The sequence below is a fragment of the Saccharopolyspora phatthalungensis genome, assembly GCF_014203395.1.
In the GTDB taxonomy this organism is placed as follows: Bacteria; Actinomycetota; Actinomycetes; order Mycobacteriales; family Pseudonocardiaceae; genus Saccharopolyspora; species Saccharopolyspora phatthalungensis.
The window spans coordinates 1,747,748-1,770,810 of sequence record NZ_JACHIW010000002.1; the positions used below are offsets into that span (position 1 = coordinate 1,747,748).

General features: G+C 67.9%; 21 protein-coding genes and 1 pseudogene. 4 read left to right on the plus strand and 18 right to left on the minus strand.

Annotation, left to right across the window (positions count from 1 at the left end; genetic code table 11):
- Positions 1 to 20: 20 nt before the first annotated feature.
- The 8 genes from BJ970_RS33850 to zwf all read right to left on the minus strand — a co-directional run bounded on the left by BJ970_RS33850 (position 21) and on the right by zwf (position 8,274).
- The gene (locus BJ970_RS33850) at positions 21 to 377 is read right to left on the minus strand and encodes a hypothetical protein (RefSeq protein WP_184731797.1); all 357 of its coding nucleotides are present in this window, start codon (positions 375 to 377) and stop codon (positions 21 to 23) included.
- The gene (locus tag BJ970_RS33855) at positions 374 to 613 is read right to left on the minus strand and encodes a hypothetical protein (RefSeq protein WP_184731799.1); all 240 of its coding nucleotides are present in this window, start codon (positions 611 to 613) and stop codon (positions 374 to 376) included. Before BJ970_RS33855 ends, BJ970_RS33850 begins: the two co-directional genes overlap by 4 nt.
- Before the next feature lie 155 nt (positions 614 to 768).
- Positions 769 to 1,536 carry an HAD family hydrolase gene (locus BJ970_RS33860; RefSeq protein ID WP_184731801.1) on the minus strand — a complete coding sequence of 256 codons (768 nt, stop codon included), beginning with the start codon at positions 1,534 to 1,536 and terminating at the stop codon, positions 769 to 771.
- A gap of 5 nt (positions 1,537 to 1,541) precedes the next feature.
- Positions 1,542 to 2,570: a phosphogluconate dehydrogenase (NAD(+)-dependent, decarboxylating) gene (gene gnd, locus BJ970_RS33865; RefSeq protein ID WP_184731803.1), complete on the minus strand. Its 1,029-nt coding sequence runs from the start codon at positions 2,568 to 2,570 to the stop codon at positions 1,542 to 1,544.
- A gap of 43 nt (positions 2,571 to 2,613) precedes the next feature.
- A complete protein-coding gene (gene tal / locus BJ970_RS33870) occupies positions 2,614 to 3,699 on the minus strand; it encodes a transaldolase (RefSeq protein ID WP_184731805.1) in 1,086 nt (361 codons plus the stop codon).
- A complete protein-coding gene (gene tkt / locus BJ970_RS33875; protein ID WP_184731807.1) occupies positions 3,696 to 5,762 on the minus strand; it encodes a transketolase in 2,067 nt (688 codons plus the stop codon). The genes tal and tkt overlap by 4 nt, the downstream gene beginning before the upstream one ends.
- A 14-nt stretch (positions 5,763 to 5,776) precedes the next feature.
- Positions 5,777 to 6,721: a glucose-6-phosphate dehydrogenase assembly protein OpcA gene (locus BJ970_RS33880; RefSeq protein WP_184731809.1), complete on the minus strand. Its 945-nt coding sequence runs from the start codon at positions 6,719 to 6,721 to the stop codon at positions 5,777 to 5,779.
- Positions 6,718 to 8,274, minus strand: coding sequence for a glucose-6-phosphate dehydrogenase (gene zwf, locus BJ970_RS33885; protein WP_184732582.1), 1,557 nt, complete (start codon positions 8,272 to 8,274; stop codon positions 6,718 to 6,720). Before zwf ends, BJ970_RS33880 begins: the two co-directional genes overlap by 4 nt.
- Positions 8,275 to 9,233: 959 nt before the next feature.
- Between zwf and BJ970_RS33890 the strand changes: the two genes are divergently transcribed.
- Entirely contained in the window at positions 9,234 to 10,178 is a 945-nt protein-coding gene (locus tag BJ970_RS33890; RefSeq protein ID WP_184731811.1) for a pentapeptide repeat-containing protein, read from the plus strand.
- A 200-nt stretch (positions 10,179 to 10,378) separates the two neighbouring features.
- On the opposite strand, the gene katG is transcribed toward BJ970_RS33890, so the two are convergent.
- The 5 genes from katG to BJ970_RS33910 all read right to left on the minus strand — a co-directional run bounded on the left by katG (position 10,379) and on the right by BJ970_RS33910 (position 14,110).
- A complete protein-coding gene (katG, locus tag BJ970_RS33895; protein ID WP_184731813.1) occupies positions 10,379 to 12,604 on the minus strand; it encodes a catalase/peroxidase HPI in 2,226 nt (741 codons plus the stop codon).
- Between the two features lie 16 nt (positions 12,605 to 12,620).
- Positions 12,621 to 13,037, minus strand: coding sequence for a Fur family transcriptional regulator (locus BJ970_RS33900; RefSeq protein WP_184732584.1), 417 nt, complete (start codon positions 13,035 to 13,037; stop codon positions 12,621 to 12,623).
- Positions 13,038 to 13,279: 242 nt separating this feature from the next.
- Positions 13,280 to 13,630, minus strand: coding sequence for a hypothetical protein (locus BJ970_RS33905; protein WP_184731815.1), 351 nt, complete (start codon positions 13,628 to 13,630; stop codon positions 13,280 to 13,282).
- Positions 13,627 to 13,761 carry an adenine nucleotide alpha hydrolase family protein gene (locus tag BJ970_RS39265; protein WP_281399671.1) on the minus strand — a complete coding sequence of 45 codons (135 nt, stop codon included), beginning with the start codon at positions 13,759 to 13,761 and terminating at the stop codon, positions 13,627 to 13,629. Before BJ970_RS39265 ends, BJ970_RS33905 begins: the two co-directional genes overlap by 4 nt.
- A 205-nt stretch (positions 13,762 to 13,966) precedes the next feature.
- Positions 13,967 to 14,110 carry a hypothetical protein gene (locus tag BJ970_RS33910; RefSeq protein WP_184731818.1) on the minus strand — a complete coding sequence of 48 codons (144 nt, stop codon included), beginning with the start codon at positions 14,108 to 14,110 and terminating at the stop codon, positions 13,967 to 13,969.
- A gap of 440 nt (positions 14,111 to 14,550) precedes the next feature.
- Between BJ970_RS33910 and BJ970_RS33915 the strand changes: the two genes are divergently transcribed.
- From BJ970_RS33915 to BJ970_RS33925, 3 genes and pseudogenes are all read left to right on the plus strand, one after another.
- Complete coding sequence (locus BJ970_RS33915; RefSeq protein ID WP_184731820.1) at positions 14,551 to 15,081, plus strand: DddA-like double-stranded DNA deaminase toxin; 531 nt, start codon at positions 14,551 to 14,553, stop codon at positions 15,079 to 15,081.
- Positions 15,081 to 15,599, plus strand: a complete 519-nt coding sequence (locus BJ970_RS33920) for an Imm1 family immunity protein (RefSeq protein WP_184731822.1) — start codon at positions 15,081 to 15,083, stop codon at positions 15,597 to 15,599. The genes BJ970_RS33915 and BJ970_RS33920 overlap by 1 nt, the downstream gene beginning before the upstream one ends.
- 265 nt (positions 15,600 to 15,864) lie before the next feature.
- A pseudogene (locus BJ970_RS33925) lies at positions 15,865 to 16,269 on the plus strand (DnaB-like helicase C-terminal domain-containing protein); the annotation flags it as partial.
- A gap of 276 nt (positions 16,270 to 16,545) precedes the next feature.
- On the opposite strand, the gene BJ970_RS33930 reads toward BJ970_RS33925, so the two are convergent.
- The 5 genes from BJ970_RS33930 to BJ970_RS33950 all read right to left on the minus strand — a co-directional run bounded on the left by BJ970_RS33930 (position 16,546) and on the right by BJ970_RS33950 (position 23,052).
- Positions 16,546 to 18,183: a carboxylesterase/lipase family protein gene (locus BJ970_RS33930; protein WP_184731824.1), complete on the minus strand. Its 1,638-nt coding sequence runs from the start codon at positions 18,181 to 18,183 to the stop codon at positions 16,546 to 16,548.
- 65 nt (positions 18,184 to 18,248) lie between these two features.
- Positions 18,249 to 19,397: an LLM class flavin-dependent oxidoreductase gene (locus BJ970_RS33935; RefSeq protein WP_221468378.1), complete on the minus strand. Its 1,149-nt coding sequence runs from the start codon at positions 19,395 to 19,397 to the stop codon at positions 18,249 to 18,251.
- Between the two features lie 38 nt (positions 19,398 to 19,435).
- The gene (locus BJ970_RS33940) at positions 19,436 to 20,590 is read right to left on the minus strand and encodes an LLM class flavin-dependent oxidoreductase (protein WP_184731826.1); all 1,155 of its coding nucleotides are present in this window, start codon (positions 20,588 to 20,590) and stop codon (positions 19,436 to 19,438) included.
- A gap of 19 nt (positions 20,591 to 20,609) precedes the next feature.
- Positions 20,610 to 22,328, minus strand: a complete 1,719-nt coding sequence (locus BJ970_RS33945) for a thiamine pyrophosphate-binding protein (protein WP_184731828.1) — start codon at positions 22,326 to 22,328, stop codon at positions 20,610 to 20,612.
- A 10-nt stretch (positions 22,329 to 22,338) separates the two neighbouring features.
- Complete coding sequence (locus BJ970_RS33950; protein ID WP_184731830.1) at positions 22,339 to 23,052, minus strand: class II aldolase/adducin family protein; 714 nt, start codon at positions 23,050 to 23,052, stop codon at positions 22,339 to 22,341.
- Between the last annotated feature and the right edge of the window lie 11 nt (positions 23,053 to 23,063).

The window sequence follows — 23,063 nt, forward strand, 5'->3', positions numbered from 1 at the left end:
TCGCCCCCAAATTGCGCAGCCTAAGCCTGCTCTAGGACTTCCATCATCCAGTCCACGGCGGCGTCGCGATCGGCGGCAGCAATGGAGCGGTTGGCGTGCAGGGGCGGGGTGATCCAGGTCCATGAGCGCCAGCCTCGTACCGGCCGGATCACCCACCTGCCCCACTCGCGATGCAGAGTCTCGCCAAGACCGGGGTCATCAGGGTGGAGACGACGGGTCTGAGCGGCCGTCACCGTGTGAATCTTGAGCCAGCGCAGCCGTCGTCGTGCCACCTGGCGCCTGGTTTCGGGACCGGGCTCGTAGGACGCGTAGCTCCCACTGGTCCACCGATTGAACTGCTTCCGCAGCGAGCGGATCACAGTCAGCCGCCTCTTCATTGGGGCCTCCTGTCGCATTCGTCCTGGGCCACCCGGCGCTCCATGCTGGCCTGCGAATAGTCGAACGGGATTCCTTGGGACGTACCGAAGACACGCGCCTTCACCCGCCACGCTCCAGGATGGCAGACCGCTTTGACCTCGTAGACCTGCCTGGGCTTCGGGACTTCGTTGTCACTGTTGCTGGTTATGGACTGCCACCCTTGTCCACGGACGAACTGTTCGAGGCTGAAGACCATCGTGTGCTTCTCGGGCGGATGAGAGCAGTCGGCGTAACCGTTGCCCAGGATGCTCGGTCCGGTGACCCGCCACTGTCACCGCAGCTACCACAACCCCGTGGCCGGGTGCCTGACGAGTCGGCACGGCTTCAACACCGTCGGCCCTTCACGCTCCGTCACAGGCTGAGGTCCAGGAGCTCGGCTAGGTCCGACACCACAAGATCCGCGCCGTGGGCCCGCAATTCGTCCGCTTGGTGGGTGCGGTCCACGCCGACCACCCAGCCGAAGTCGCCGGCCCGGCCAGCCTGCACGCCCGCGAGCGCGTCCTCGAACACCGCCGCCTCGGTCGGCGCGACGCCGAGCGCCCGCGCTCCGGCCAGGAAGGCATCCGGCGCCGGCTTGCCGCGCAGCCTCTCCCGGGCGATCACCAGCCCGTCGATTCGCGCCTGCACGAACCGGCTCAGACTCGCCGCCTCCAGGACCGAGGCGCCGTTCTCGGAAGAGGTGACCACGCCGATGGCCAGGCCGGCGTTGGCCACCGCCTCCAGGTAACGCACCGACCCCGGATACGGCTGCACCCCGCGCAGCCTGATGATCGCGAGCAATAGCTTGTTCTTGCGGTTGCCCACACCGTGCACGGTGTCCGCGGTCGGCTGATCGTCGCTATCGCCCTCGGGCAGGGTGATGCCGCGGGAAGCCAGGAACTGGCGCACCCCGTCCGCCCGCGGACGGCCGTCCACGTACTCAAGGTAGTCGGTCTTGGTGAACGGCCGGAATTCCTCGCCGGTCTGCTGCCGCAGGAACGCGTCGAAGGTCTGCTTCCAGGCGGCCCAGTGCTCGGCAGCGGTGCTGGTCAGCACGCCGTCTAGGTCGAACAGGCACGCCGTGATCCCCGCCGGCGCCACACGCGCCGGCGTGGCGCCCTGTCCTTCCGGCTGCCGCATGCTCGCTAGCCTTTCGTTTCCTGGTGGCCGCCGAATTCGCTGCGCATCGCGGACAACAGTTGGTCGCCGAAGTAGCCGAGTCCGCGGGATTCGAAACGTTCGTGCAGAGCCGCGGTGATGACCGGGGCCGGGACGCTTTCGTCGATCGCGGCGTGCACGGTCCAGCGTCCCTCGCCGGAATCGGACACGCGGCCGGTGAAGTCGGTCAGCTCCGGGGAGCGGGCCAGTGCGTCCGCACAGAGGTCGATCAGCCAGGACCCGACCACCGAGCCGCGTCGCCACACCTCGGCCACCTCGGTGACGTCGATGTCGTAGCCGTAGGCGTCCGGGTCGCGCAGTGGCGCTGTTTCGGCGTCGACGGTGCGTTCCTGTTTGCCGACGTTGGCGCTTTTGATGATGCTCAATCCTTCGGCGATGGCGGCCATCATCCCGTATTCGATTCCGTTGTGGACCATCTTGACGAAGTGACCGGCGCCATTGGGTCCACAGTGGAGGTATCCGTGCGGGGCGGTGCCGTCCCGGGTGCGGCCGGGCGTGGGGGCGGCGCTGTCGGTGCCGGGGGCGATGCTGGCGAAGATCGGATCCAGGCGACGGACCACCTCGTCCTCGCCGCCGATCATCAGGCAGTAGCCGCGCTCCAGACCCCACACCCCGCCGGAGGTGCCGCAGTCCACGTAGCGCAGGCCACGCCGGGCGAGTTGCGTGGCGCGCGGAATGTCGTCGCGATAGTAGGAGTTACCACCGTCGATCACCACGTCATCCTGGTCGAGCAGCTCAGCCAGCTCATTCACTGTGGACCCTACGACGCCGGCCGGCAGCATCAGCCACACCGCCCTGGGCCGGGTCAGCTTCGCCACGAAGTCCACCAGCGACCCGGCCCCGACCGCGCCTTCGCGCTCCAGATCCCGGACGGCGTCTTTGTTGACGTCGTAGACGACGCACTGGTGTCCGTCGCGGATCAGGCGGCGGACCAGGTTGGCGCCCATCCGGCCAAGACCGATCATGCCCATTTGCGCGGGTCTGTCGGTAGCCATGACTGTCTCCTTGTGGCTGGTGCTGGAGCATCCTCGGCGGTGGTTAGGTCGCGGCATTCAGACAAGCGGCGCGCTGCGCGGAGATGCACTCCAGAAGGTCGTTCCAGGAGCGCACGAACGCGGCGGCGCCGTCGGTTTGCAGTTTCGCGGCCAGTGCGTCGAGGTCGATCCCGGCGTCGATGAACTCGGCGAGCAGCGCATCGGCCCCGTCGCCATCGGCCGGCATGGGTTCGCCGACTTCTCCGTGGTCGTAGAACGCATCGAGCGTGGCGTCCGGCATGGTGTTGATCGTGAACGGGGCGGCCAGCCCGTGGACGTACAGCGTGTCCGAGGCGGCGGGATCCTTGGTGCGGGTGCTTGCCCACAGCAAACGCTGGATCCGGCCGCCGAAGTTCTCGATGCGTTGCACCCGGTCGGAGTCGGTCAGCCGGCGATAGGCCCGGTAGGTGTCCAGTCCGACGGCGAGGCCGAGCCGGTCGCGCAGCGGGTCCGGGACCCGGTCGGCGATGGCCGCGTCCCAGCGGGACATGAACACCGACGCGACCGAGCCCACCGCGGGGTCGAGGCCGTGCTCGATCCGGCGCTCGACGCCGGTGAGGTAGGCGTCGGCCGCCGCCCGGTAGTGCTCGGCGGAGAACAGCAGGGTGACGTTGATCGGGACGCCCGAGGCGATGCACTCGGTGATGGCCGGCAGCCCCTCGGGAGTGCCCGGGATCTTGATCAGCAGGTTCTTCCGGCCCGCCCGGGCGTGCAGGTCCTTGGCCGCCGCGATCGTCGGGGCCGTCTCGCGGGCCAGCAGCGGGGACACCTCCAGCGACACCCAGCCGTCCACACCGTCGGTGCGCTCGTAGACCGGCAGGAACAGGTCGGCGGCGCGGCGCAGATCCTCCAGGGCCAGGTCGAAGAAAAGCTCCTCGCCTTGCAGGCCGCGAGCGGAGGCGGCGCGGATGGCCTCGTCGTAGTAGCCGGACTCGATGGCCTTGTCGAAAATCGACGGGTTGGAGGTCAGTCCGGTGACCGAATACTCGTCGATGTAGCGCTGGATCTGGCCGGCGTCCAGCAGATCGCGGGTGATGTTGTCCAGCCACAGGCTCTGCCCGCGCTCGTGGAGCAATTCGGTCGCTCTCACCGGATCGTCCTCCCCTCGGCCACCAGGTCGCGGGCGACCCGGGAGACGCGTTCGGGGGTGAACCCGAACTTCGACAGCAACTGCTTCAGGGGGGCGGAGGCGCCGAAGGTGTGCATGCCGACCACCGCTCCAGCGTCGCCGACGTAGCGGTCCCAGCCGAGGGTGGCGGCCTGCTCGACGGCCACCCGGGCGCGCACCTCCGGCGGCAGCACCTGGTCCCGGTACACGCGTGGCTGCCGGTCGAACAGCTCCCAGCACGGCATGCTCACCACCCGCGCGGCGATGCCCTCGCCGGTCAGCTCGTCGCGCGCGGCCAGCGCGATGGCCACCTCAGACCCGGTGGCCAGCAGTAGCACCTCCGGTCGCCCGGACGGGGCGTCGGCGAGCACATATGCACCCCGCGCGACCCCGTCTGCACCGCCCAGCCCGGTACGGTCCACTGTGGGCAGTGGCTGGCGGGAGAGCACCAGCGCGGCCGGCTCATGGCGCAGCGCGGTGACGACCCGCCAGGTCTCCACCACCTCGTTCGCGTCGGCCGGGCGGAACACCAGCAGGCCGGGTATGGCGCGCAGCGAGGCAAGGTGCTCGACCGGCTGGTGGGTGGGACCGTCCTCGCCGACGCCGATCGAGTCGTGGGTGAAGATGTGCACCACCGGCAACTCCATCAGCGCGGACAGCCTGATGGCGCCGCGGGCGTAGTCGGAGAAGGTCAAGAACGTCGACCAGTACGGGCGGAGCTTGGTCAGCGACAGTCCGTTGGCGATCGCCGCCGCGGCGTGTTCGCGGACGCCGAGGTGCAGGTTGCGGCCCACCCGGTCGCCGGGCTGGAAGTCGTGCGCGAAGGCCAGGGTGGTCTTGGTGCTCGGGGCGAGATCGGCGGATCCGCCGAGCAGCCAGGGCACGCGCTGGGCCACGGCGCCCAGGACCTGGGCGGAGGAGTCGCGCGTGGCGATCCCGACCGGGTCCGGGGGGAATGTCGGCAGCGCGTCCTGCCACCCCGTCGGCAACTCGCGGCGCTGCATCCGGTCGATCTCGTCGGCGAGTTCCGGCAGTGCGGACCGGTATTCGGTGAGCATGCCCTCCCACGCCCGCCGGGCTTCGGCCCCCCGCGCCCCGATTCCTTGCGCGAACTGGTCGTAGACCTCCGGCGGGATCACGAAGTCGGAGTCCTCGGGCAGTCCCAGCGCGTGTTTGGTGGCTCGCACCCCGTCCGGGCCGAACGGCGCGCCGTGTGCGCGCGGCGAGTCTTCCACGGGCGAGCCGTAGCCGATGTGGCTGTGCACCAGGATCAGCGTGGGTCGTTGCTGCTCGGCGCGGAACGTGTGCAGTGCCCTGGTGGCCTGGTCGAGGTCGTTGGCGTCGGCGACGGTGGTCACGTTCCAGCCGTGGGCGACGAACCGGGCGGCGACTTCCTCGGTGAACGTGATGTCGGTGTGGCCCTCGATCGTGACCCGGTTGGAGTCGTAGATCCAGCACAGGTTGGCCAGCCGCAGATGACCGGCCAGGGACGCCGCCTCGGCGGAGATGCCCTCCATCATGTCGCCGTCCCCGGCCAAGGCGTAAACGTTGAAGTCGAACAGCGGGACGTCTTTCCGGTTGTAGCGGGCGGCCAGCCACTGCCCGGCGATGGCCATGCCCACCGAGGCGGCCACGCCCTGCCCCAGCGGCCCGGTGGTGGCCTCCACTCCGCTGGTCAGCCGGTACTCGGGATGCCCGGGGCAGTGCGAGTCGAGCTGCCGGAACATCTGCAGGTCATCCCGGGTGACGGCCAGCCGGCCGAGCACCTCGTAGTCGGGGTCGACCGCCCGCACCCCGCTCAGGTGCAGCAGCGACCACAGCAGCGCCGAGGCGTGCCCTTCGGACAGCACAAACCGGTCCCGGTTGGGCCAGATCGGGTCGGCCGGGTCGAACCGGAGGAAGCGCTGCCACAGCACGTAGGCGACCGGCGCGATGCCCATCGGAGTGCCGGGATGGCCGGACTGCGCCCGCTGGACGGCGTCCATGCACAAACCGCGGATCGTGTTGACGGCCAGCGTGTCCGGGTCGGTGATGGTGGAGATCATGGTGATTCCCCGTGTTATGCGGAGGTTCGCGCCGGCGAGGCCGCCACCGCCGAGCTGTGCTTGAGGGCGGTGCCGTAGACGTCGTCGGGTTCGAGGCGGCGAAGCTCCTCGCTGATCAGTTCCGCCGTGTCGGCCTGCGGCATGGCCGCACACTGGTCTGGATGATCGGGCGTGGACAACCCGGCCGTGCTGGGGCTGGTGCGGGCGAGCGTGATGTCGCCATCGCCGCTGTGGAGCCGCACCGCGAGCGGGGAACCCGTCGCGGCGGCGTGTTCGACCGGCACCTGCAGGCGTTCGGCGAGCCAGGCCGCCAGCAGGATGCCGCTGCCATCCTCGGGTTCGCTCTCGACAACGGCCCGCTGGACGGGTGCCGGATGCCGGTCGAGGGCCGCGGTGAGGATGCTGCGCCACGGGGTGGTGCGGGTCCAGGCGAGGTCGGTGTCGCCCGGGGTGTAGGTCTGCGATCGCCTGGTCAGGTGCTTCAGCGGCGAGGCTGCCGCGGCAACATCGGTGACGCGACGGTTCGCCAGTGCGCCGAGGGGATGCGCGGCGGGATTGGCGGGCCCAGCCCCCGGCCACCACACCACAACCGGAGCCTCGGGCACCAAGAGGGGCAGGACGACGGAGTCGGCATGTGCGACCACCTCACCGGACAACCACAGCACCACGGTCTCGCCCGCCCCTACCTCCGAGCAGATCCGAATCTCGGTGTCCAGCCGCGCGGCTTCGCCGGACGTCGTCTGGGCGTCCGGCGGGCCTTCGATGACGGCGAGAATGCGGGAGGGGTGTTCCCGCGCGGTTTTGCTGGCCGCCGCCAGGGCACCCTCCAGGCCGGCTTCGTCGGTGACGATGATCAGGGTGAGCACCATGCCCACCGCCGGTATACCCAGCGCCCGGCGTGCGGTGCGCAGGGCGGCGCTGATCTCGGTCGCGTTCGTGTCGGGCAGGTCGCGAATCATGGTTGACGCCAGCTCCGTCCGTCTCGTGCAAGCATCTCGTCGGCTTCACGCGGTCCCCAGCCCCCGGCCGGATACGGCGCCGGCGCCGCCCGCCGTTGCCAGTGGTCTTCGATGGGGTCGAGGATCGCCCAGGACGACTCGACTTCCCGTTCCCGCGGAAACAGCGGCGGGTCACCGCGCAGGACGTCGAGCAGCAACCGTTCGTAGGCTTCGGGGCTGGACTCGGTGAACGACTGGCCGTAGCTGAAGTCCATCGTGACGTCGCGGATCTGCATCGCGCTGCCCGGCACCTTCGAGCCGAACCGAACGGTGACGCCCTCGTCCGGCTGGACCCGCATGATCAGAGCGTTCTGGCCGAGCGAACGGGTGGCGGTGGGCGCGAACGGCAGGTACGGAGCGGGCTGGAACACGGTCGCGATCTCGGTGACCCGGCGGGCGAGACGTTTGCCAGTGCGCAGGTAGAAGGGCACGCCTGCCCACCGGCGGTTGCTGATCTCGAGTCTGACGGCGGCGTAGGTGTCGGTGCGCGAGCCGGGATCGACGCCAGGCTCTTCGCGGTAGCCGGGCACCGGCCGCCCGCCTTGCCAACCGCGGTCATACTGCCCCAGCACGGTGTGCGCCGCCAGATCCCGGGGCAGGGACACCGCCTGCAATACCTTGAGCTTCTCGGCCTCCAAAGCGTCGGCGCCGAAGGAGGCCGGTTCTTCCATCGCGGTCAGTGCGAGCAACTGCAGCAGGTGGTTCTGCAACACATCCCGGGCAGCACCGACCCCGTCGTAGTACCCGGCACGCCCGCCCACGCCGATGTCCTCGGCCATCGTGATCTGCACCTGATCGACGTAGGAACGGTTCCACACCGGCTCGAACAGCACGTTGGAAAACCGCACCGCCATGATGTTCTGCACCGTCTCCTTGCCCAGGTAGTGATCGATGCGGAAGATCTCATCGTCCCGGAAGACGTCCCGCACCAGCCGGTTGAGCTCCCGAGCGCTGCCCAGGTCGTGGCCGAAGGGTTTCTCGATCACCGCGCGCCGCCAGCCGCCCCCGCGCGTATCGGCCAGCCCGTGCTTGCGCAACTGCTGCACTACCTGCGGGAAAGATTTCGGTGGCACCGCGAGGTAGAAGGCGAAGTTGCCACCGACGGCCCGGAGTCGGTCCAGCTCGCCCAGCGTCGCCGCCAGCCGCTCGAAGGCCTCGTCGTCGTCGAACGCGCCCTGGACGAACCGGAATCCGCGAGCCAACTGCTGCCACACCGCCTCCCGAAGCGGAGTCCGCGCGTGCCTTTGCACGCTCTCGCGCACCATCGCGGCGAACTCCTCGTCGGTCCACTCCCGGCGCGCGAACCCGACCAGGGAAAACCCGGGCGGCAGCAGCCCCCTGTTGGCCAGGTCGTAAACCGCGGGCAGGACCTTTTTCCGGGAAAGATCGCCGGTGACCCCGAAAACCACCACGCCGGACGGTCCCGCCACCCGAGGCAGACGCAGATCCGCAGGATCCCGCAACGGATTCTCGCTGCGGACACCGGTGAACTCCTCGTTCCGCACGATCGACATAAACCCCACCACCGTGCGCGCCACACGGGTGATCGTTTCAGGTGCACGATTACACCATCTTCAGCCCCGATGCTGTTCGGCGGGACTTGTGCTTCCTAGAGGACAAAGTCCCCGCGCCATACGCCTGCACAGCCCTCGCACATATTTGATCATCGTGACGAACCGCAGGCCAGGCAGAGGATGGCCGGTGCGTGGCGTTTGCCTTGGCTGATCGTAGGCGGGGGTGGGACTGGGAGGCGAAGAAGGCTCGTTTTAGCTGTACGCCACGCGGGCGCGGCGCTGTGCGACATCCGTCATCGTTTGGCGATCTCCGGCAGTGGCGCGTCCTGGGCGAACAACTCCGCCGCTTTCAACCGGACAGCCTCAGGCACCCCCGTCGGAATAGCGCACCCGGTCCTCAGACAGCATTCACCAGCCGATGTGACTCCGACACGCTAGCGTCCGGGACCTTGGTTGGGATACATCACCTCGGGCGCGCAACCCACGCACCGCGCGCAACCCACCGCACCGCGCGGGCCGTTCATTCCATGCCGGAGTCTGGATCGGGCTGCCACTGCACTGAGGTTGGGCGCTTCACCGTTCACAAGAACTCCGTAAGCGCTTCCGCAACCGTACTGCACGAGATCCAGGAGTTCGGCGGGGGCTCGATGTTCTCGTCGCCCCAGTCGTTTCCGGACTGCGGACCGTCGCCCTGGCTGTAGTGCAGGGGTGTGTCGCCTACCATCGAGAATCTTGGTGCGAATCGGGAAGTCCATTGTGTCCAGTGTGGAGGAATCCGGCAGTTCCAATGGCTGGTAGGCCGGCTCGTCGACGCCATGTTGATCAGGACCGCTGGATTGTCCTTGATCTGCGATGCTTTCCGCATCGCGTCCGGCCGACGGTACGACGGGTGTCTTCCGATCGGGTTAACTGACCGGAAACCAGCCGTGGGGCGTTGATCATCGGGGCATGCTCGGATCATGGCAGATACTCCGAGTGCTCCTGAGCTGCTGCCGATGAATGGCGACGATGACGCTGCCGCGCCCGAGCGGCATTCGACGCGTCGCTGGCTGCTGGGTATCGGCCTGACGGTCGTCCTGAACCTCGCGGTGACAGTGGCCGCGTTCGGTGGATTGTATTTGCAGCAACGCAGCTTCGATCTGGAACAGGCCAAGGCGGTCACCGAACAGTTGACCATCGCGTCAGAACTGGTCAGCCGTCCCGAGGACACCGCTCAGGCAGCGGGATTCCGGATGTTGGCACGTGTCGCACAAGTCTCGCCCGGCGACCAAGGTCGTGTGCTCGATCTGGCCGAAGCCTACATCGTCAACGACAGGCCAGTCGCCCGGCGGCCCGAGGGCTACACCGACGAGCGCCAGATATACGTGGCGAACACGGGCACGCAGGCCGCGGTGGACGTGATTCGGTCCCGCACCATCGCACGCGACCCGGGCGGGCCCGGTCAACGCGCCTTCAACCTCCCGGGTCTGGTTGTTGAGGCGGTGCGGTTCCACGACGTGGTGATGCGTAAGACCCAAGGGCAGGCGTGTACAGGCAGGAAGTCCGAGTGGGACCGGGCAGACCTCAGGGGCAGCGATTTCTGGTCGTGCGGATTCAAATGGGCGCGGTTCGTCGATGCCAATCTGCATGCCGTGCAGTTGCAGTCGTCGGTTCTGGAAGACGCGGATTTCACCAACGCCGACCTGACCGGGGCCGATCTTGACGGCGTGGTGATCAATGCCAAGACGGTGTTTCGGGGCGCGGATCTCGGCGGTGCCACGTTCGCGGGTACCGACCTGTCGTCGGCGGACTTCGCCGGCGTGAAGTCGATCGCCGGTGCGGACTTCTCGCGGGCGAAGGGAGTTGAGCGGGCGCGCAATCTGCGGAACGCACAGGGGGCTCAGTCGGCGCTTTGGCCCCACTGATCAGCGCCTGCGAGCGTCGCGGCGCCGGCTATCGGCGATCAGCCGCGCGGGCCGCGAAGCGACTTTCCCCTGCTGGCACAACCAAACAACTGCCCATGCCGGGCGAACCAACGACGAGACCCCGCCCTCGCGTGAGGACGGGGTCTCGCTTGTGCCTTCGGTCTGACTACGGCCGGCGCGGGCAGACCTGCAGGTCGGGATCAGGCGAGGTCGAACCGGTCGAGGTTCATCACCTTGTCCCACGCCGCGACGAAGTCGTGCACGAACTTCTCCCGCGCGTCATCGCTGGCGTAGACCTCCGCGAGCGCGCGCAGCTCGGAGTTCGAGCCGAAGACGAGGTCGACACGGCTACCGGTCCACTTGACCTCGCCCGAGGCGTCACGCCCCTCGAAGGTCTGCGCGTCCTCCGACGCCGGCTTCCACGTGGTGCCCAGGTCGAGCAGGTTCACGAAGAAGTCGTTGGTCAGCGATCCCGGGGTGTCGGTGAAGACGCCGAGGTTCGAGGAGTCGTGATTCGCGCCGAGGACGCGGAGACCACCGACGAGGACGGTCGTTTCCGGCGCGCTCAGCGTGAGCAGGTTCGCCTTGTCGAGCAGGAGGTACTCGGCCGGCAGCCGGTTGCCCTTGCCCACGTAGTTGCGGAACCCGTCCGCGGCGGGCTCAAGCGCGGCAAAAGACTCCGCATCGGTCTGTTCCTGCGACACGTCGACGCGGCCCGGCGTGAACGGCACCTCGACGTCGTAGCCGGCGGCCTTGGCGGCCTGCTCGACTGCGGCACACCCACCGAGCACGATCAGGTCGGCCAACGAGACCTTCTTGCCCCCGGTCTGGGCGGCGTTGAACGACTCCTGGATGCCCTCCAGGGTGCTCAGCACTGTCGCCAGCTCATCGGGGTTGTTGACCTCCCACCCCTTCTGCGGCTCCAGGCGGATGCGCGCGCCGTTGGCGCCACCGCGCTTGTCGCTGCCACGGAACGTCGAGGCCGACGCCCACGCGCTGGAAACCAGCTGCGAGACGCTCAGACCCGAGTCGAGGATCTTGGCCTTCAGTGCGGCGATGTCCTCGGCACCGACCAGCTCGTGGTCGACCACCGGGAGCGGGTCCTGCCACAGCAGGGTTTCTTCCGGCACCTCCGGGCCGAGGTAGAGCGACTTCGGCCCCAGGTCACGGTGGGTCAGCTTGTACCACGCCCGGGCGAAGGCGTCCGCGAACTCGTCGGGGTTCTCGTAGAAGCGACGCGAGATCGGCCCGTAGATCGGGTCGAACCGCAGCGAGAGGTCCGTGGTGAGCATCGTCGGCGCGATCCGCTTCGACGAGTCGTGGGCGTGCGGAATTGTGCCTTCTCCCGCACCGTCTTTCGGCTTCCACTGGTGCGCGCCCGCCGGGCTCTGGGTCAGCTCCCACTCGTAGCCGAACAGGTTCTCGAAGAAGCCGTTGCCCCACTGGGTCGGCGTGCTGGTCCACGTGACCTCAAGGCCACTGGTGATGGTGTCCGCGCCCTTGCCGGTGCCGAAGGCGTTCTTCCAGCCCAGGCCCTGCTCTTCGAGCGGGGCCGCCTCGGGGTCGGCCCCGAGGTGACTGTCCGGCGCCGCACCGTGGGTCTTGCCGAAGGTGTGCCCGCCGGCGATCAGCGCGACCGTCTCCTCGTCGTTCATCGCCATGCGGCGGAACGTCTCGCGGATGTCGCGGGCCGCTGCGATCGGGTCCGGGTTGCCGTTCGGGCCCTCCGGGTTGACGTAGATCAGGCCCATCTGGACCGCCGCCAGGGGATTCTCAAGCTCCCGGTCACCGGTGTAGCGCTCGTCACCGAGCCACGTGGCCTCGGGGCCCCAGTAAACGTCCTCGTCGGGTTCCCAGACGTCCTCGCGACCGCCGGCGAAGCCGAAGGTTTCGAAGCCCATCGACTCCAGCGCGACGTTACCGGCCAGGATCAGCAGGTCGGCCCACGAAATCCGCTGGCCGTACTTCTTCTTGACCGGCCACAGCAGACGACGGGCCTTGTCGAGGTTGACGTTGTCCGGCCAGCTGTTCAGGGGCGCGAAGCGCTGCTGACCGGCGCTGGCGCCGCCGCGGCCGTCGCTGATGCGGTAGGTGCCCGCGCTGTGCCACGCCATCCGGATCATGAGCGGGCCGTAGTGACCGAAGTCGGCCGGCCACCAGTCCTGCGAGGTCGTCAGCACCTCCTCGATGTCCCGCTTCACGGCGGGCAGGTCGAGGGTTTTGAACGCCTCGGCGTAGTTGAACTCCTGACCCAGCGGATTGGTCACCGGGGTGTTCTTCGCGAGGATCTTCAGGTTGAGGTGGTTCGGCCACCACTGGCGGTTCCCCCCGCCCTGGGTCGGGTGCGGGGCACGTCCGTGCGCGACCGGGCACTGGCCTCCGCTCTCCTTGATCTCACCAGCAACGGCGTCAGGGCTGTCAGTCACGGGAATCCTTTCGGGATCAGTGATTATCGTCAGGAACTGTGTCGGGGGAACAGGCTGGGCACAGCCCCCAGTAGATGACCTCGGCCTCGTCGATCGTGAAGCCGTGGGCATCGGCGGCAGTCAAGCAGGGCGCGGCGCCCACGGCGCAATCGACATCGACAACGACACCGCACGACCGGCACGCGACATGGTGGTGGTTATCCCCGACCCGCGCCTCGTAGCGGGCCACGGAGCCCATCGGCTGGATGCGACGCAGCAAACCCGCGGCGGTCAGCGCGCGCAGCACGTCGTAGACAGCCTGGTGGGACACCTTGGGGAGATCTCGGCGTACGACACCGATGATCGAGTCCGTGTCGGCGTGCGGATGGTCATGTACCGCGGACAGCACCGCTACCCGGGGACGGGTCACCCGCAGTGCAGCCTCGCGCAACATGCGCTCGAAGTCCGCGGTAGTCGTTGGCACGCGCCGCAGTCTGGTGCATTTTCTGGAATCAATCAAGAGTCGGCGCGGCTGCTCACGCTACGATTTGGTGGGAACACGCGTCGGAGATCGACGATGACGGGGGTCGGAGGATTGACGGGGGTCGGAGGATTACGGTCATCGCGCGTTCCGGCCCACCCGCCATCCTCGCTATCGGTCACGCGTTCGATTATGTCTTGAGGTGTGCGTTTGCCTCAATGCTGAGCGTCGCGCAGGTCGGCGGCTCGCAGCAGCTTGATGAAGCCCGTTGTCTCGCCCACAGCGACGAATCCGGCGTGTCCGTAGGGGGCCAGGCGGTCGCGGTCGCGGCGGACGATGGCATGAAGGTCCCGGTCGTGCCCAAAGTGACGTACCGCGGAACTCAGCAGCCGGTTGGCGACCGTCGGCGTCCCAGCTGAGGTGAGGTAGAAGCTCTCGACGAGAGTGCGCCGCCCCCGCTCGGCGACGCCCAGGAAGATGTCCTCGGTCCGCCAGTCATACAGCGGATAGGCGTTGTAGAGCACACCGCCAAGCCAGGTGGTCCACTGGTGGCCCTCGTGCGTCATTTTTTACGGTTGGCGATCGTTCGGTACCGGTTGATCGACTCATCGGCGCGGATCCCGACGAAGCACGCAGTCAGCCGGCCGCTGGTGCCGTACCAGTGGCCGAAGTCCGGCACGAAGTCTTCGAACTCCACGTTGCTGCCGGGAGTGCGGAGAGATCGTTGCCGCGGGGGAGGGGGTGCTGGAGCGGGGTGTGCGGCATCGTGATGGGCAGTGCCCGCCCCCGGCCTATCCCGTGCCGACGTGGCGGATCCGCCGCCGCGGTGGGGCGTTCGAGGTGGGCGAGGTGTTGCGGACGCCGGTCGCGGCATGGCTGTCCATCCGGTCGCTGCGATCAGGTCACGGACCGCGGCATCGCATTCGGCGGCCACCGGGGTGCTCGGCGACTCCCGCAGCAGCAGCGTCGTAGAGGCCGCTGTCGAGAGTCAGACCGGGAGCGATGCGCACCGGGTTGTTCGCTACGTTGATCAACAAAGGGGTCATGCTCACACCGTGCCCGGAGGGACGTTGGGGCACAACGGTTTCTGAGTTTACAGATCAATTGGAAACGGGAAACCGTCAGGTCACAGCGATGTGGCGAGGCTCGTCACCGGTCGCGAGCCGGGAGCGGCGTGACGTCGGCCGCGGTGTTCAGCTTCTCGCGCAGGTCGCTGTTGGTGAGGGTGAGTTGCCGCGATGGCCTCTTCGTAGATCTGCACGAGCTTGCGGAGTTCGGCGTTTCTCCGCGCGGAGCCGCCGCAATGGTGGCGGTTTGCGCCGGGGCTGGTATCAGTGGTGATATCGCCGTGTAGGCGGTACCGAACTGTCAGTAACGCCGATAGCTTCCGTCGCGTTAAGCCACACCGTGCCCGGCGCACTTCCTGGACGCGATCCGCAGCTGCGGCCAGGGTCACGTGGGCTGGCGCACCTACCCAGGAGGCTTGGTGCGGAAAGCTCTGCTCGTCGTCGGCGCGATCATCATCTTCATTTGGTGGCTGAACGGTGCCAGTGACGCGAGGTTCGGCTGCGGCGACGATCAGACCAGCGCGCATGCTGCTTCCGGGAGCTGTCCCAGCACCCTGGGAGGTGCCGCCGAGGATGCCGAGTGGGCCGCCGATCGGATCGCGAGCCTTCCCGTCCGCGACGATGGCGACCCGACAACTGGTCTGCTCTACGACAGCGAAGGCACGGAAACACGAATCACCAGCGGCGACAGCGGATCCGCATACGAGGCCGCGAAGGGCTATATTTCGTTGCCCAGCAAGCAGGTCGCCGGGCACGTCGAGGCCAAGGCTGCCGCTACTATGCGAGACGCGGGAGAGACATTCGCGGTCTTGGTCCTGAACAATCGCCCCTGCACCTACGCTTCCGGGGTTGGTTGTCTGCGAGCATCCGCGATGATCCTGCCCGCTGGGAGCACAATGGTCCTGTGGTGGCCTGACGGTGGCCCTACCACGGTCCGAGGGAGCGCATGATGACTGCGACGATCGGGGCGTTCCGCATCGGTGGAGAGGGAGTCTCCTCGCCACGACCGACCGCGATGAGCCCGGACGCCAGGATCACGTTGATCGACCAGCAGCTCGATCAACGCCCCACAGCCCGAAGCAGTGTGCTGATCCTGGAGATCGATCGGGAGGGCGACGCGTTCGCGACGATCGACCGCTTCCGTCACCTAGTCGACTCCCCCGAGGACACCTCGGCACCTGATCTGATCGAGTTCATGAGGGTTGGCGTCACCGGGACCGTAGGCGCGGCGGAGTACCTGCACTGGACCCTCTCGACCGGCGAACAGACCATCTACGCCACGTACAACACGGCACCCACAGCTGCCACGGTCCCGCCCGTGCTCTATGACGACTGCGTGCCGCAGTTTTTCCCACCAGAAACCGTCATCGCCCTTGACCAGGTACGACAGCTCATGATCAGCTTCGCGCTGCACGGGACGTGGCCATCCGCCGCCTTCTGGGGACGCAGAGACCAACTCGTTGTCTGAATCCAAGGGGTCCGGCTCACCGCGTCACAAGATAGGCGGCCACGCGGCCTCAGACGCCGCTGCGGTGACCTCCGCGTCGATGCACGATCATCGGTGATCACGACCGTACCGCTGCTTTCCGCACCCTGCACGGCTAACCGCTGGCGCACCGAACTGCCTGGTCTTTCTCAGGTCACTGCTTGAGAGAGCGCGGTGCGGGATCTGTCGGGGGACGCGTGACTTCGACCGGGGCCAGTGGTGTGGCAGGTGCTCGATCGGGCTGCTTGGATTCCTCGACCTGGACGCGGTCACCAACGGTCTACACCCTGGCCAGATGGCCATCGTGGCGGCGCGGCCAGGTGTCGGGAAGTCCACGCTGGGAATGGGTTTTTGCAGGTCAGCGTCGGTGAAACACGGGCTCGCCAGCGTCATCTTCTCGCTGGAGATGGGGCGAGCCGAGATCATGCAGCGGCTGCTGTCGGCCGAGGCGCGGGTCCGGCTCAGCGACATGCGCGGTGGCCGGATGTCCGATGACGACTGGACCCGACTGGCGCGGCGGATGAGCGAGGTCGGCGAGGCGCCGCTGTTCGTCGACGACTCGCCGAACCTGTCGATGCAGGCGATCCGTGCGAAGGCGCGGCGCCTCAAGCAGCGGCACGACCTGCGGCTGATCGTGGTCGACTATCTGCAGTCGGCACCGGCGATGCCGGCCAGGCCCGGTCGTTAGTGAATCAATTTCACTTATTACTGAAGCAATAGGCACAAGAGAGCGGAGGATGCGTCCGGACAGTGCCGTGGGTTGCGCGCCCAAGGTGATCGCCAACGATCTGCCCGACGCCGAGATCCATCCAGGTCGCTTCAGGGAGACGCCGATTCCGCGCGAAATCGCCGTCAACCCCGCGGTAGGACCGCCGATTTCGCGCGAAATCGCCAACTCCGCTGCGCGGGCACCGGGTGCGGAGCCTTGTCAGAGGGTGGTTTTCTCCATTTCTTCGCTGTGGTCGGCGGCCCGATCGACCGCGGCATCGCCTGCGGTATCGAAGGACACTCCGGCCAGACGGTCGAGTAGGTCCATCCGGTCGTGCCGGGTAACGTCGCCCACCGTCGGCTCGACATCCCAGAGCATCGAGCTGGGCGTGTGCTCTTCGAACACCGGCCACCCGGGCGAGCCGTCGTCGTTCGGGTCGCCGCAGCGGGCAAACGCTACCCAGGCATTCGCCATGGCCTGTGCCAGCGCACGGTCTCCTTCGGTCCACGGCCACTTGCGGGTGTCCAAGGTGCCGAACACGTATGGGACCTCGGCCGCATGGAACGCACCAGCGTATTCCCGCTCGATGACGTCCGCCGGGACCTGCGGCCGACGCAGGAACCTGTAGTGGTGGACCGACGAATCGGCGGTGCGGGCATGCAACCGCGCCGCCGTCCAGGTGGACCAGACGAAGATGCGGTCCGCCTCCAGCTCCCAACTCGCCGACCTCGCCTGTCGGTCGTCTGCGGCTGGGTACAGGCGCTCGGCCGCACCGGCCAGGGCAGCACCGAAGGTGGTTTCCAGATGCTCGCGGTAGTCGCTCAACTTAGTCAGGTACGGCAGGCCGGACGCTTCGTTGCCGACATTGCCGACGAGCAGCGGAACGTCATGCTGGTTGCCGCGCTGGTAGGCCTCCAGTGGAGTGGAAGGCAGGACGTATCGATCGACGACCGGGTAGGCGGCGTCGAAGATGTGCAGGCTGATCTCGGCGCCGGGCGCCAGGTCGAACCGCCACGGACCCGCGGCACGGGGCAGCATCACGGAATTCAGCTGCTCCACCGACAGCGCGCGCAGCTTGGCCAGCGAGTTGATGCCGAGTAGTTCGGTCAGTTCCTGGCCGGCCTGTTCGCCGGCCGCGAGGGTCTGCGGCCCGGCGGGGTGCCCGGGACCGTCGAAGGCGCGACTGACGCCGGGTCCGCTCTGCGCGATGGCCCGGTGAAACAGGCCCGCGGCAAGCGGCGAGGACATCAGGTTGTGCACGGTGTTACCGCCGGCCGACACGCCGAACAGCGTCACGTTCTCCGGGTCGCCGCCGAACGACTCGATGTTGCGCTGCACCCAGCGCAGCACCTCGATCTGGTCGAGCAACCCGTAGTTTCCCGAGCCCGAGTAGCCCGACTCCGCGGTCAGGGCCGGGTGCGCGAGGAACCCGAGGCGGCCGAGCCGGTGGTTGGCGGTCACCACCGTGACTCCGCGCCGGGCAAGCTGCTCGCCGTCGTAGATCGGGTTGGCCGCCGAACCGAACTGGTAGGCGCCGTAATGGAACCAGACCATGACGGGGCGTCCTCGCTCGCCCGCCGCCCCGGTCCACACGTTGAGGTTCAGGCAGTCCTCGTCGAAGGCACTGTCACCGCCGAAGTACAGCGACTTCTCGGGCGGGGGCGCCTGGATGCTGCTCGGCGCCATGCGGACGGCGTCACGGACTCCCATCCACGACGGGCACAGGTGGGGCGGCCGCCAACGCAGCTGTCCGGTGGGGGCGGCCGCATACGGGATGCCGAGAAAGCGCCGAGTCCGCCCGTCCGGCCCGGTCCCCCCACGGAGCCGTCCCGTTTCGACTGCAACAATGTCGTCCATGCCTACTCCTTTGTGGGCAGTGGTCGTAAGTCCTTTGTGGACGATAAATGGCCGGACGGTGAATCTCACCAGGGGGACGTGCCCGGGTGGGGCTTCGACCACACCCCGGCCTCGGCGAGCAGGTTGAGCACCGAGGAGAACCCGCGCAGTTCGGCCGGGCTCCACAGTGGAAAATTGATCAGAATGTTCCGCGTCCCCGCGTCGCGGTTGAGGCCGATCAACTTCTCGGCGACCTGCTCGGGGGTGCCGACCAGCTGTAGCATCGCCTCGCCGCTGCCCAGGGCTCGTACCGCCTTGTCCTCGCCGAGCTTGTCGAACATCTTGCGGGCGGTTTCGATCGAACCCAGGATGTCGCTTGCGATTTCCCATGCCGCCTCGGCGTTCAGCGACTCCACCAGCTTGGCGTACTCCTGCTCGGCCTCGCCGTCGCCGTCGCGCACCAGCGCTATCGCGAACGGAGTGACCGAAACGTCGCGCCCGTTTCTCGCCGTGAGCTTCCCCAGCCGCTCTTCCACGTCCCGCAGCGCGTCGTCGTCCTTGGCCAGGGTCACCAGTTCGTCGCACCACGTGGCGGCGAAGGCGGTGCCCGCTTCCGACGCGCCGGCGCTGACCAGGTGCGGTCGCGGCCGGCGGACCGGACGCGGGGCCTTGATACGACCGGTGCAGCGGTAATAGCGACCCGCGTGCTCGATCGGCTCCTCCTCCGTCCACAGCCGCTGCACGACATCGACGAACTCGGCGGCCATCGCATAGCGCTCGTCGTGTTCGACGAATTCCTCGCCGAACAGCGCGGCCTCCGCGTCGCTGAAGCCGGTGACGACGTTCCATCCCCACCGGCCCGAGCTGAACGCGTCCAGCGTCGCGCCCATCCGGGCCACGTGCGCCGGCTTATGGTGCGTGGTGTGGAAGGTCGACACCACGCCGATGCGATCGGTCACCGCGAAGATCCCCATCGCCAGCATCGGGGCGTGGAACGCGGGCGACTGGTGACCCGCTAGCTCGGCCGCCCGCTGGTGACCGGACCAGTTGTCGGCGATGAACAGCGAGTCGAACCCGACCTCCTCGGCCGTCCGGGCCAGCTCCAGTAGGTTCTCCCGGTTCATCCGCGGCGTGCGCCGCGCGGCCTCGTCGGACCAGACGTGGTTCGTCTGCCCGGCCGGAAAGAAGTACCCGATCGACAGCCCCTCGGAGGGCTGGCCGTGATTGTGGGCCACGGTCGTCTCCCCTTCTGATTCTGGATTGCCGGTTCTCGTCACCACGAGAAGGCCCGCTCCTCCGGCCTCGACCACAGGTGGGCATCCCGCAGCTGCTCCAGCACCACCCGGAAGCTCCGCACCTCCTGCGGGTTCCACAGGGGAAAGTTGATGAGCACATTGGACGTACTCGTGCGCTGCTTGAGCTCGATAAGCTGCTCAGTCACCTGGTCGGCCGTCCCCAGCAGCTTGAGAATCCCCTGGCCGCTGCCCCACGCCCGCGCCGCCTCTTCGAAACCCGTGTCACCGTAAAGGGCTTTGAGGGATTCGATGCCGCCCAGGATATCGGCGGCGAGCTCGATGGCCGCCTCGACGTTGAGCGACTTCTGCAGGCGCTCGTATTCCTCCTCGGCCTCCCCCTCGTTTTCGCGGACGATCGTGATCGTGAACGGCGTCGCCGCGACGGCGCCGACCCGGTCCCGCTCGACCAGCAGCGGCGCGAGGCGTTCGTCGACCTGCGCGACCTTCTCGATCGTGTTGCCCGCCACCACCAACTGGTCGCAGTGCTTGGCGGCGAACCGCATCCCGGCAGGTGACGCGCCGGCGCTGACGAGGAGCGGATGCGGCCGCTGCGCCGGACGCGGTGCCTTGATGCGGCCACGAGCCCGGAAATACTTGCCGTCGACGTCGATCGGCTCGTCCTCGGTCCACAGCCGCTTGACGATGTCGACGAACTCGTCCGCCATGTCGTATCGCTCGTCGTGCTCGATCAGCTGGTCTTCGCCGAAAAGCTGGGCCTCTGGATGGCCGAATCCGGTGACGATGTTCCAGCCCCAGCGACCGTCGCTGAACGCGTCGAGGGTCGCGCCCATCCGGGCGATGTGCGCGGGCTTGTGGTGCGTCGTGTGGAAGGTCGTGATGATCCCGATGTGCTGCGTGACCGCGAACAGTCCCATCGCGAGCAGCGGGGCGTGGTATTTCGGCGACTGATGCCCCGCCCGCTCGGCGGCCCGCTGGTGACCGGACCAGGTGTCCGCGATGAACAGGGAGTCGAAGCCGGCGTCCTCGGCCGCCCGCGCCATGTCGAGGAACACGCCGCGGTTCAGTGGCGGCGTCGCTTGGGCGGCCTCGTCCGACCAGACATGGTCGGTCTGGCCCGTCGGGAAGAAGTAGCCGAAGCTGAGCTCGCCGTTGCGTGGCTGCCGTGGTTTCACAGGAAGTTCCTTTCTCAAGCTACTTCGTGAACAGCGTGAAGAAGTCCTCGACGTCCGCGGTGCTGTTGTCGATCTCGATCAGCGTTGGTGCGTCCGACGCGAACGCCGCGGCGAGGGCCTTATCCAGCCCGGCGGCATCGCCGACTTGGACACCGTGCATGCCGAGGCTGCGGGCGAACGCGGCGTGGTCGATCGGCGGATCGGTGAAGCTCCATCCGAATTCGGCCTCGCCCGCCGCCGCTTCGTTGCCGCTGTGCCGCGCGATGCTCGCGATGTCGCGCCATCCGCCGTTGTTCAGGATCAGGTAGATGACCGGGATCGAGAACCGGGACGCGGTGTAGAGGCAGGTGGAGGAGAACTGGAATCCGCCGTCGCCGAGCACCGCGACCACGCGCTGTTGCGGCCGGGCCAGCTGGATGCCGATGGCCGCGGGGCCACCCCAGCCCTGGGCGCTGGCCTTGCCCGAGATGCCGAAGTACCGCGACGGATCGTCGACGTCCAGCATGAGCTCTAGGTGCAACTGCGCGGCGCCCGCGTGGTTGACCACGACGGTGTCGGCGGGCATCGACCGTTGCAGCACGTCCAGGATCCGACCGATCGAGAGCGGGTTCTGCTCGTCCCACCGCGCGCGCCGCAACGTTTCGGTTGTCTCGTTGTGACTCCGACGCGCGGCGGAGGTCGCTTCAAGGCGTGCGTCCCGCTTCTGTGCCGTCGCCTGGTCGGCGGAGAGGGCGGCGGCCAGCCTGGCCAGCGTCGGGTGTGGATGGCCGACGAGCCCGATGTCCGGACGGAACTGCCGGCGCAGCGCGTTCGCGTCGGTCGTCGTGTTCACCACCACCGTGCCGTCGGCAAAGCCGAAGGCCGGGCCGAGGCCGGACTCGGTCAGCTCCACGCCGACGAGTAAGGCGACGTCGGCCTTGTCCACGAGGTCACGGTTCGCGCTTAATTTGCCGACGTATTGCGGGTGGGTGGTCGGGAATCCGAGGTCGGCGATGTAGGGCTCGCTCAGCACCGGGCAGCCCAGCGCCTCGGCCAGGGCGACGAGCTGATCGATGGCGCCGTAGCGAACGACCTCCCCGCCCGCGACGAGAATGGGGCGCTCGCTGGCTGCCAGCAGCGACTCGACGCGTTCGATCCCCTCGGCGTCCGCGGCGGCGGCGAACACCATCGGTCGCGCCGCCTCGGCCTGCTCGGCGGGCAGGGTCGTCTCCTCCGCCCACAGGTCCATGGGGAACGCCAGGTGCACCGGCCCGTACGGTGCCGTGCCGGCGATCTGGAAGGCCCGCTCAAGGAACTCCGGGATGCGGTCGACCGACGGGACCTCCGCCGACCACTTCACGAACTGCTCGCTCATCTCGGTGACCGCCCGCGGAACGCCCGCGTACTGGTCCCGGCCGATCAGCGCCCTGCTCGATGTCGTCGTGGTCAGGACGAGTGGCACGTTCTCGCCCCATGCCGTCGTCACGGCCATCATGGCCAGGGCCGTGCCGGAGGCGTGGTAGACGTTCACGAAGGCAGGCTTGCCGGTCGCGCGGGCGTAGCCGTTGGCGATCAGCGCGAGGTTCGTCTCGTTTAGCGCCGTGATGTAGCGCATCTCGTCGCGGTGCCGGTAGAACGCCTCCACCAGCGGGAAGAGCCCCAGACCGGGGATGTTGAAGACGTGCTCGACGCCGAGGCGCACCAGCGAACGCGTAAGGAGCTCGGCGCCGTTGACGGTCTGCCCATGGGATGTGCTCAAGTCAGTCACCTCAGGAAATCTCGGAAGCCACGGCCGCTTCGTCTAACTGCCGAACCAGGTACGCCCACAGCTGGCGCAGCGCGCCCTCGTGGTAGATGTGCGCGCGCTTGGCAAGCGACTCCTCGGGCAGCGACCAGGACGGCATGCCGCCGTACTGCCCGGTCAGAAGTTGTTGCTGTGCCGCGCTTTCCAGCAGGATGGTGGCGATCGTGGCCGTCTGGAGATCCGGGCCAACGGTGACGATTCCGTGGTTGACCAGGAACACCGCCGATGCGCCGCCCAGCGTCTCGGCGACCGACTTGCCGAGCTCGCTGGTGATGATCAGGCCCGCCGTCTCGGTGAAGCGGGGCACCGCCGGCGGGACGAAGAAGTTCGCGGCATGGCTGACCGGGCGAAGCTCCTGGCCCGCGGCGGCCAGCGCGACCGCGTGCGGGGAATGCGTGTGCACGACGCCGCCCACGTCGGGCCGCGCGGACATGATCTCCGTGTGGATCGGGTACTCGACGTGGGCCTTACCCGAGCCTTCCAGGATGGCGCCGTCCCAGCCCAGCAGCTGAACGTGCGAGGTGGTGACTTCTTCCAGGCCCAAGCCGCTGGCCTTCATCCAGACGCCGCGACCGTGCGGGTCCCTGGCCGACGCATGGCCCCAGATGTAATCGCCGTGGCCGGCGTTACCGAGGACCCTCGACGCCAGCGACACCAGCTCGCGTACTTCGTCACTCAATGCAAGTCGCC

What these genes read in the sequence shown, in the direction of transcription:
- BJ970_RS33850 (WP_184731797.1), bottom strand. Translation starts at nt 377, where the DNA reads ATGAAGAGGCGGCTGACTGTGATCCGCTCGCTGCGGAAGCAGTTCAAT.
- BJ970_RS33855 (WP_184731799.1), bottom strand. Translation starts at nt 613, where the DNA reads ATGGTCTTCAGCCTCGAACAGTTCGTCCGTGGACAAGGGTGGCAGTCC.
- BJ970_RS33860 (WP_184731801.1), bottom strand. Translation starts at nt 1,536, where the DNA reads ATGCGGCAGCCGGAAGGACAGGGCGCCACGCCGGCGCGTGTGGCGCCG.
- gnd (WP_184731803.1), bottom strand. Translation starts at nt 2,570, where the DNA reads ATGGCTACCGACAGACCCGCGCAAATGGGCATGATCGGTCTTGGCCGG.
- tkt (WP_184731807.1), bottom strand. Translation starts at nt 5,762, where the DNA reads ATGATCTCCACCATCACCGACCCGGACACGCTGGCCGTCAACACGATC.
- BJ970_RS33880 (WP_184731809.1), bottom strand. Translation starts at nt 6,721, where the DNA reads ATGATTCGCGACCTGCCCGACACGAACGCGACCGAGATCAGCGCCGCC.
- zwf (WP_184732582.1), bottom strand. Translation starts at nt 8,274, where the DNA reads ATGTCGATCGTGCGGAACGAGGAGTTCACCGGTGTCCGCAGCGAGAAT.
- BJ970_RS33890 (WP_184731811.1), top strand. Translation starts at nt 9,234, where the DNA reads ATGGCAGATACTCCGAGTGCTCCTGAGCTGCTGCCGATGAATGGCGAC.
- BJ970_RS33900 (WP_184732584.1), bottom strand. Translation starts at nt 13,037, where the DNA reads ATGTTGCGCGAGGCTGCACTGCGGGTGACCCGTCCCCGGGTAGCGGTG.
- BJ970_RS33905 (WP_184731815.1), bottom strand. Translation starts at nt 13,630, where the DNA reads ATGACGCACGAGGGCCACCAGTGGACCACCTGGCTTGGCGGTGTGCTC.
- BJ970_RS33910 (WP_184731818.1), bottom strand. Translation starts at nt 14,110, where the DNA reads ATGACCCCTTTGTTGATCAACGTAGCGAACAACCCGGTGCGCATCGCT.
- BJ970_RS33920 (WP_184731822.1), top strand. Translation starts at nt 15,081, where the DNA reads ATGACTGCGACGATCGGGGCGTTCCGCATCGGTGGAGAGGGAGTCTCC.
- BJ970_RS33930 (WP_184731824.1), bottom strand. Translation starts at nt 18,183, where the DNA reads ATGGACGACATTGTTGCAGTCGAAACGGGACGGCTCCGTGGGGGGACC.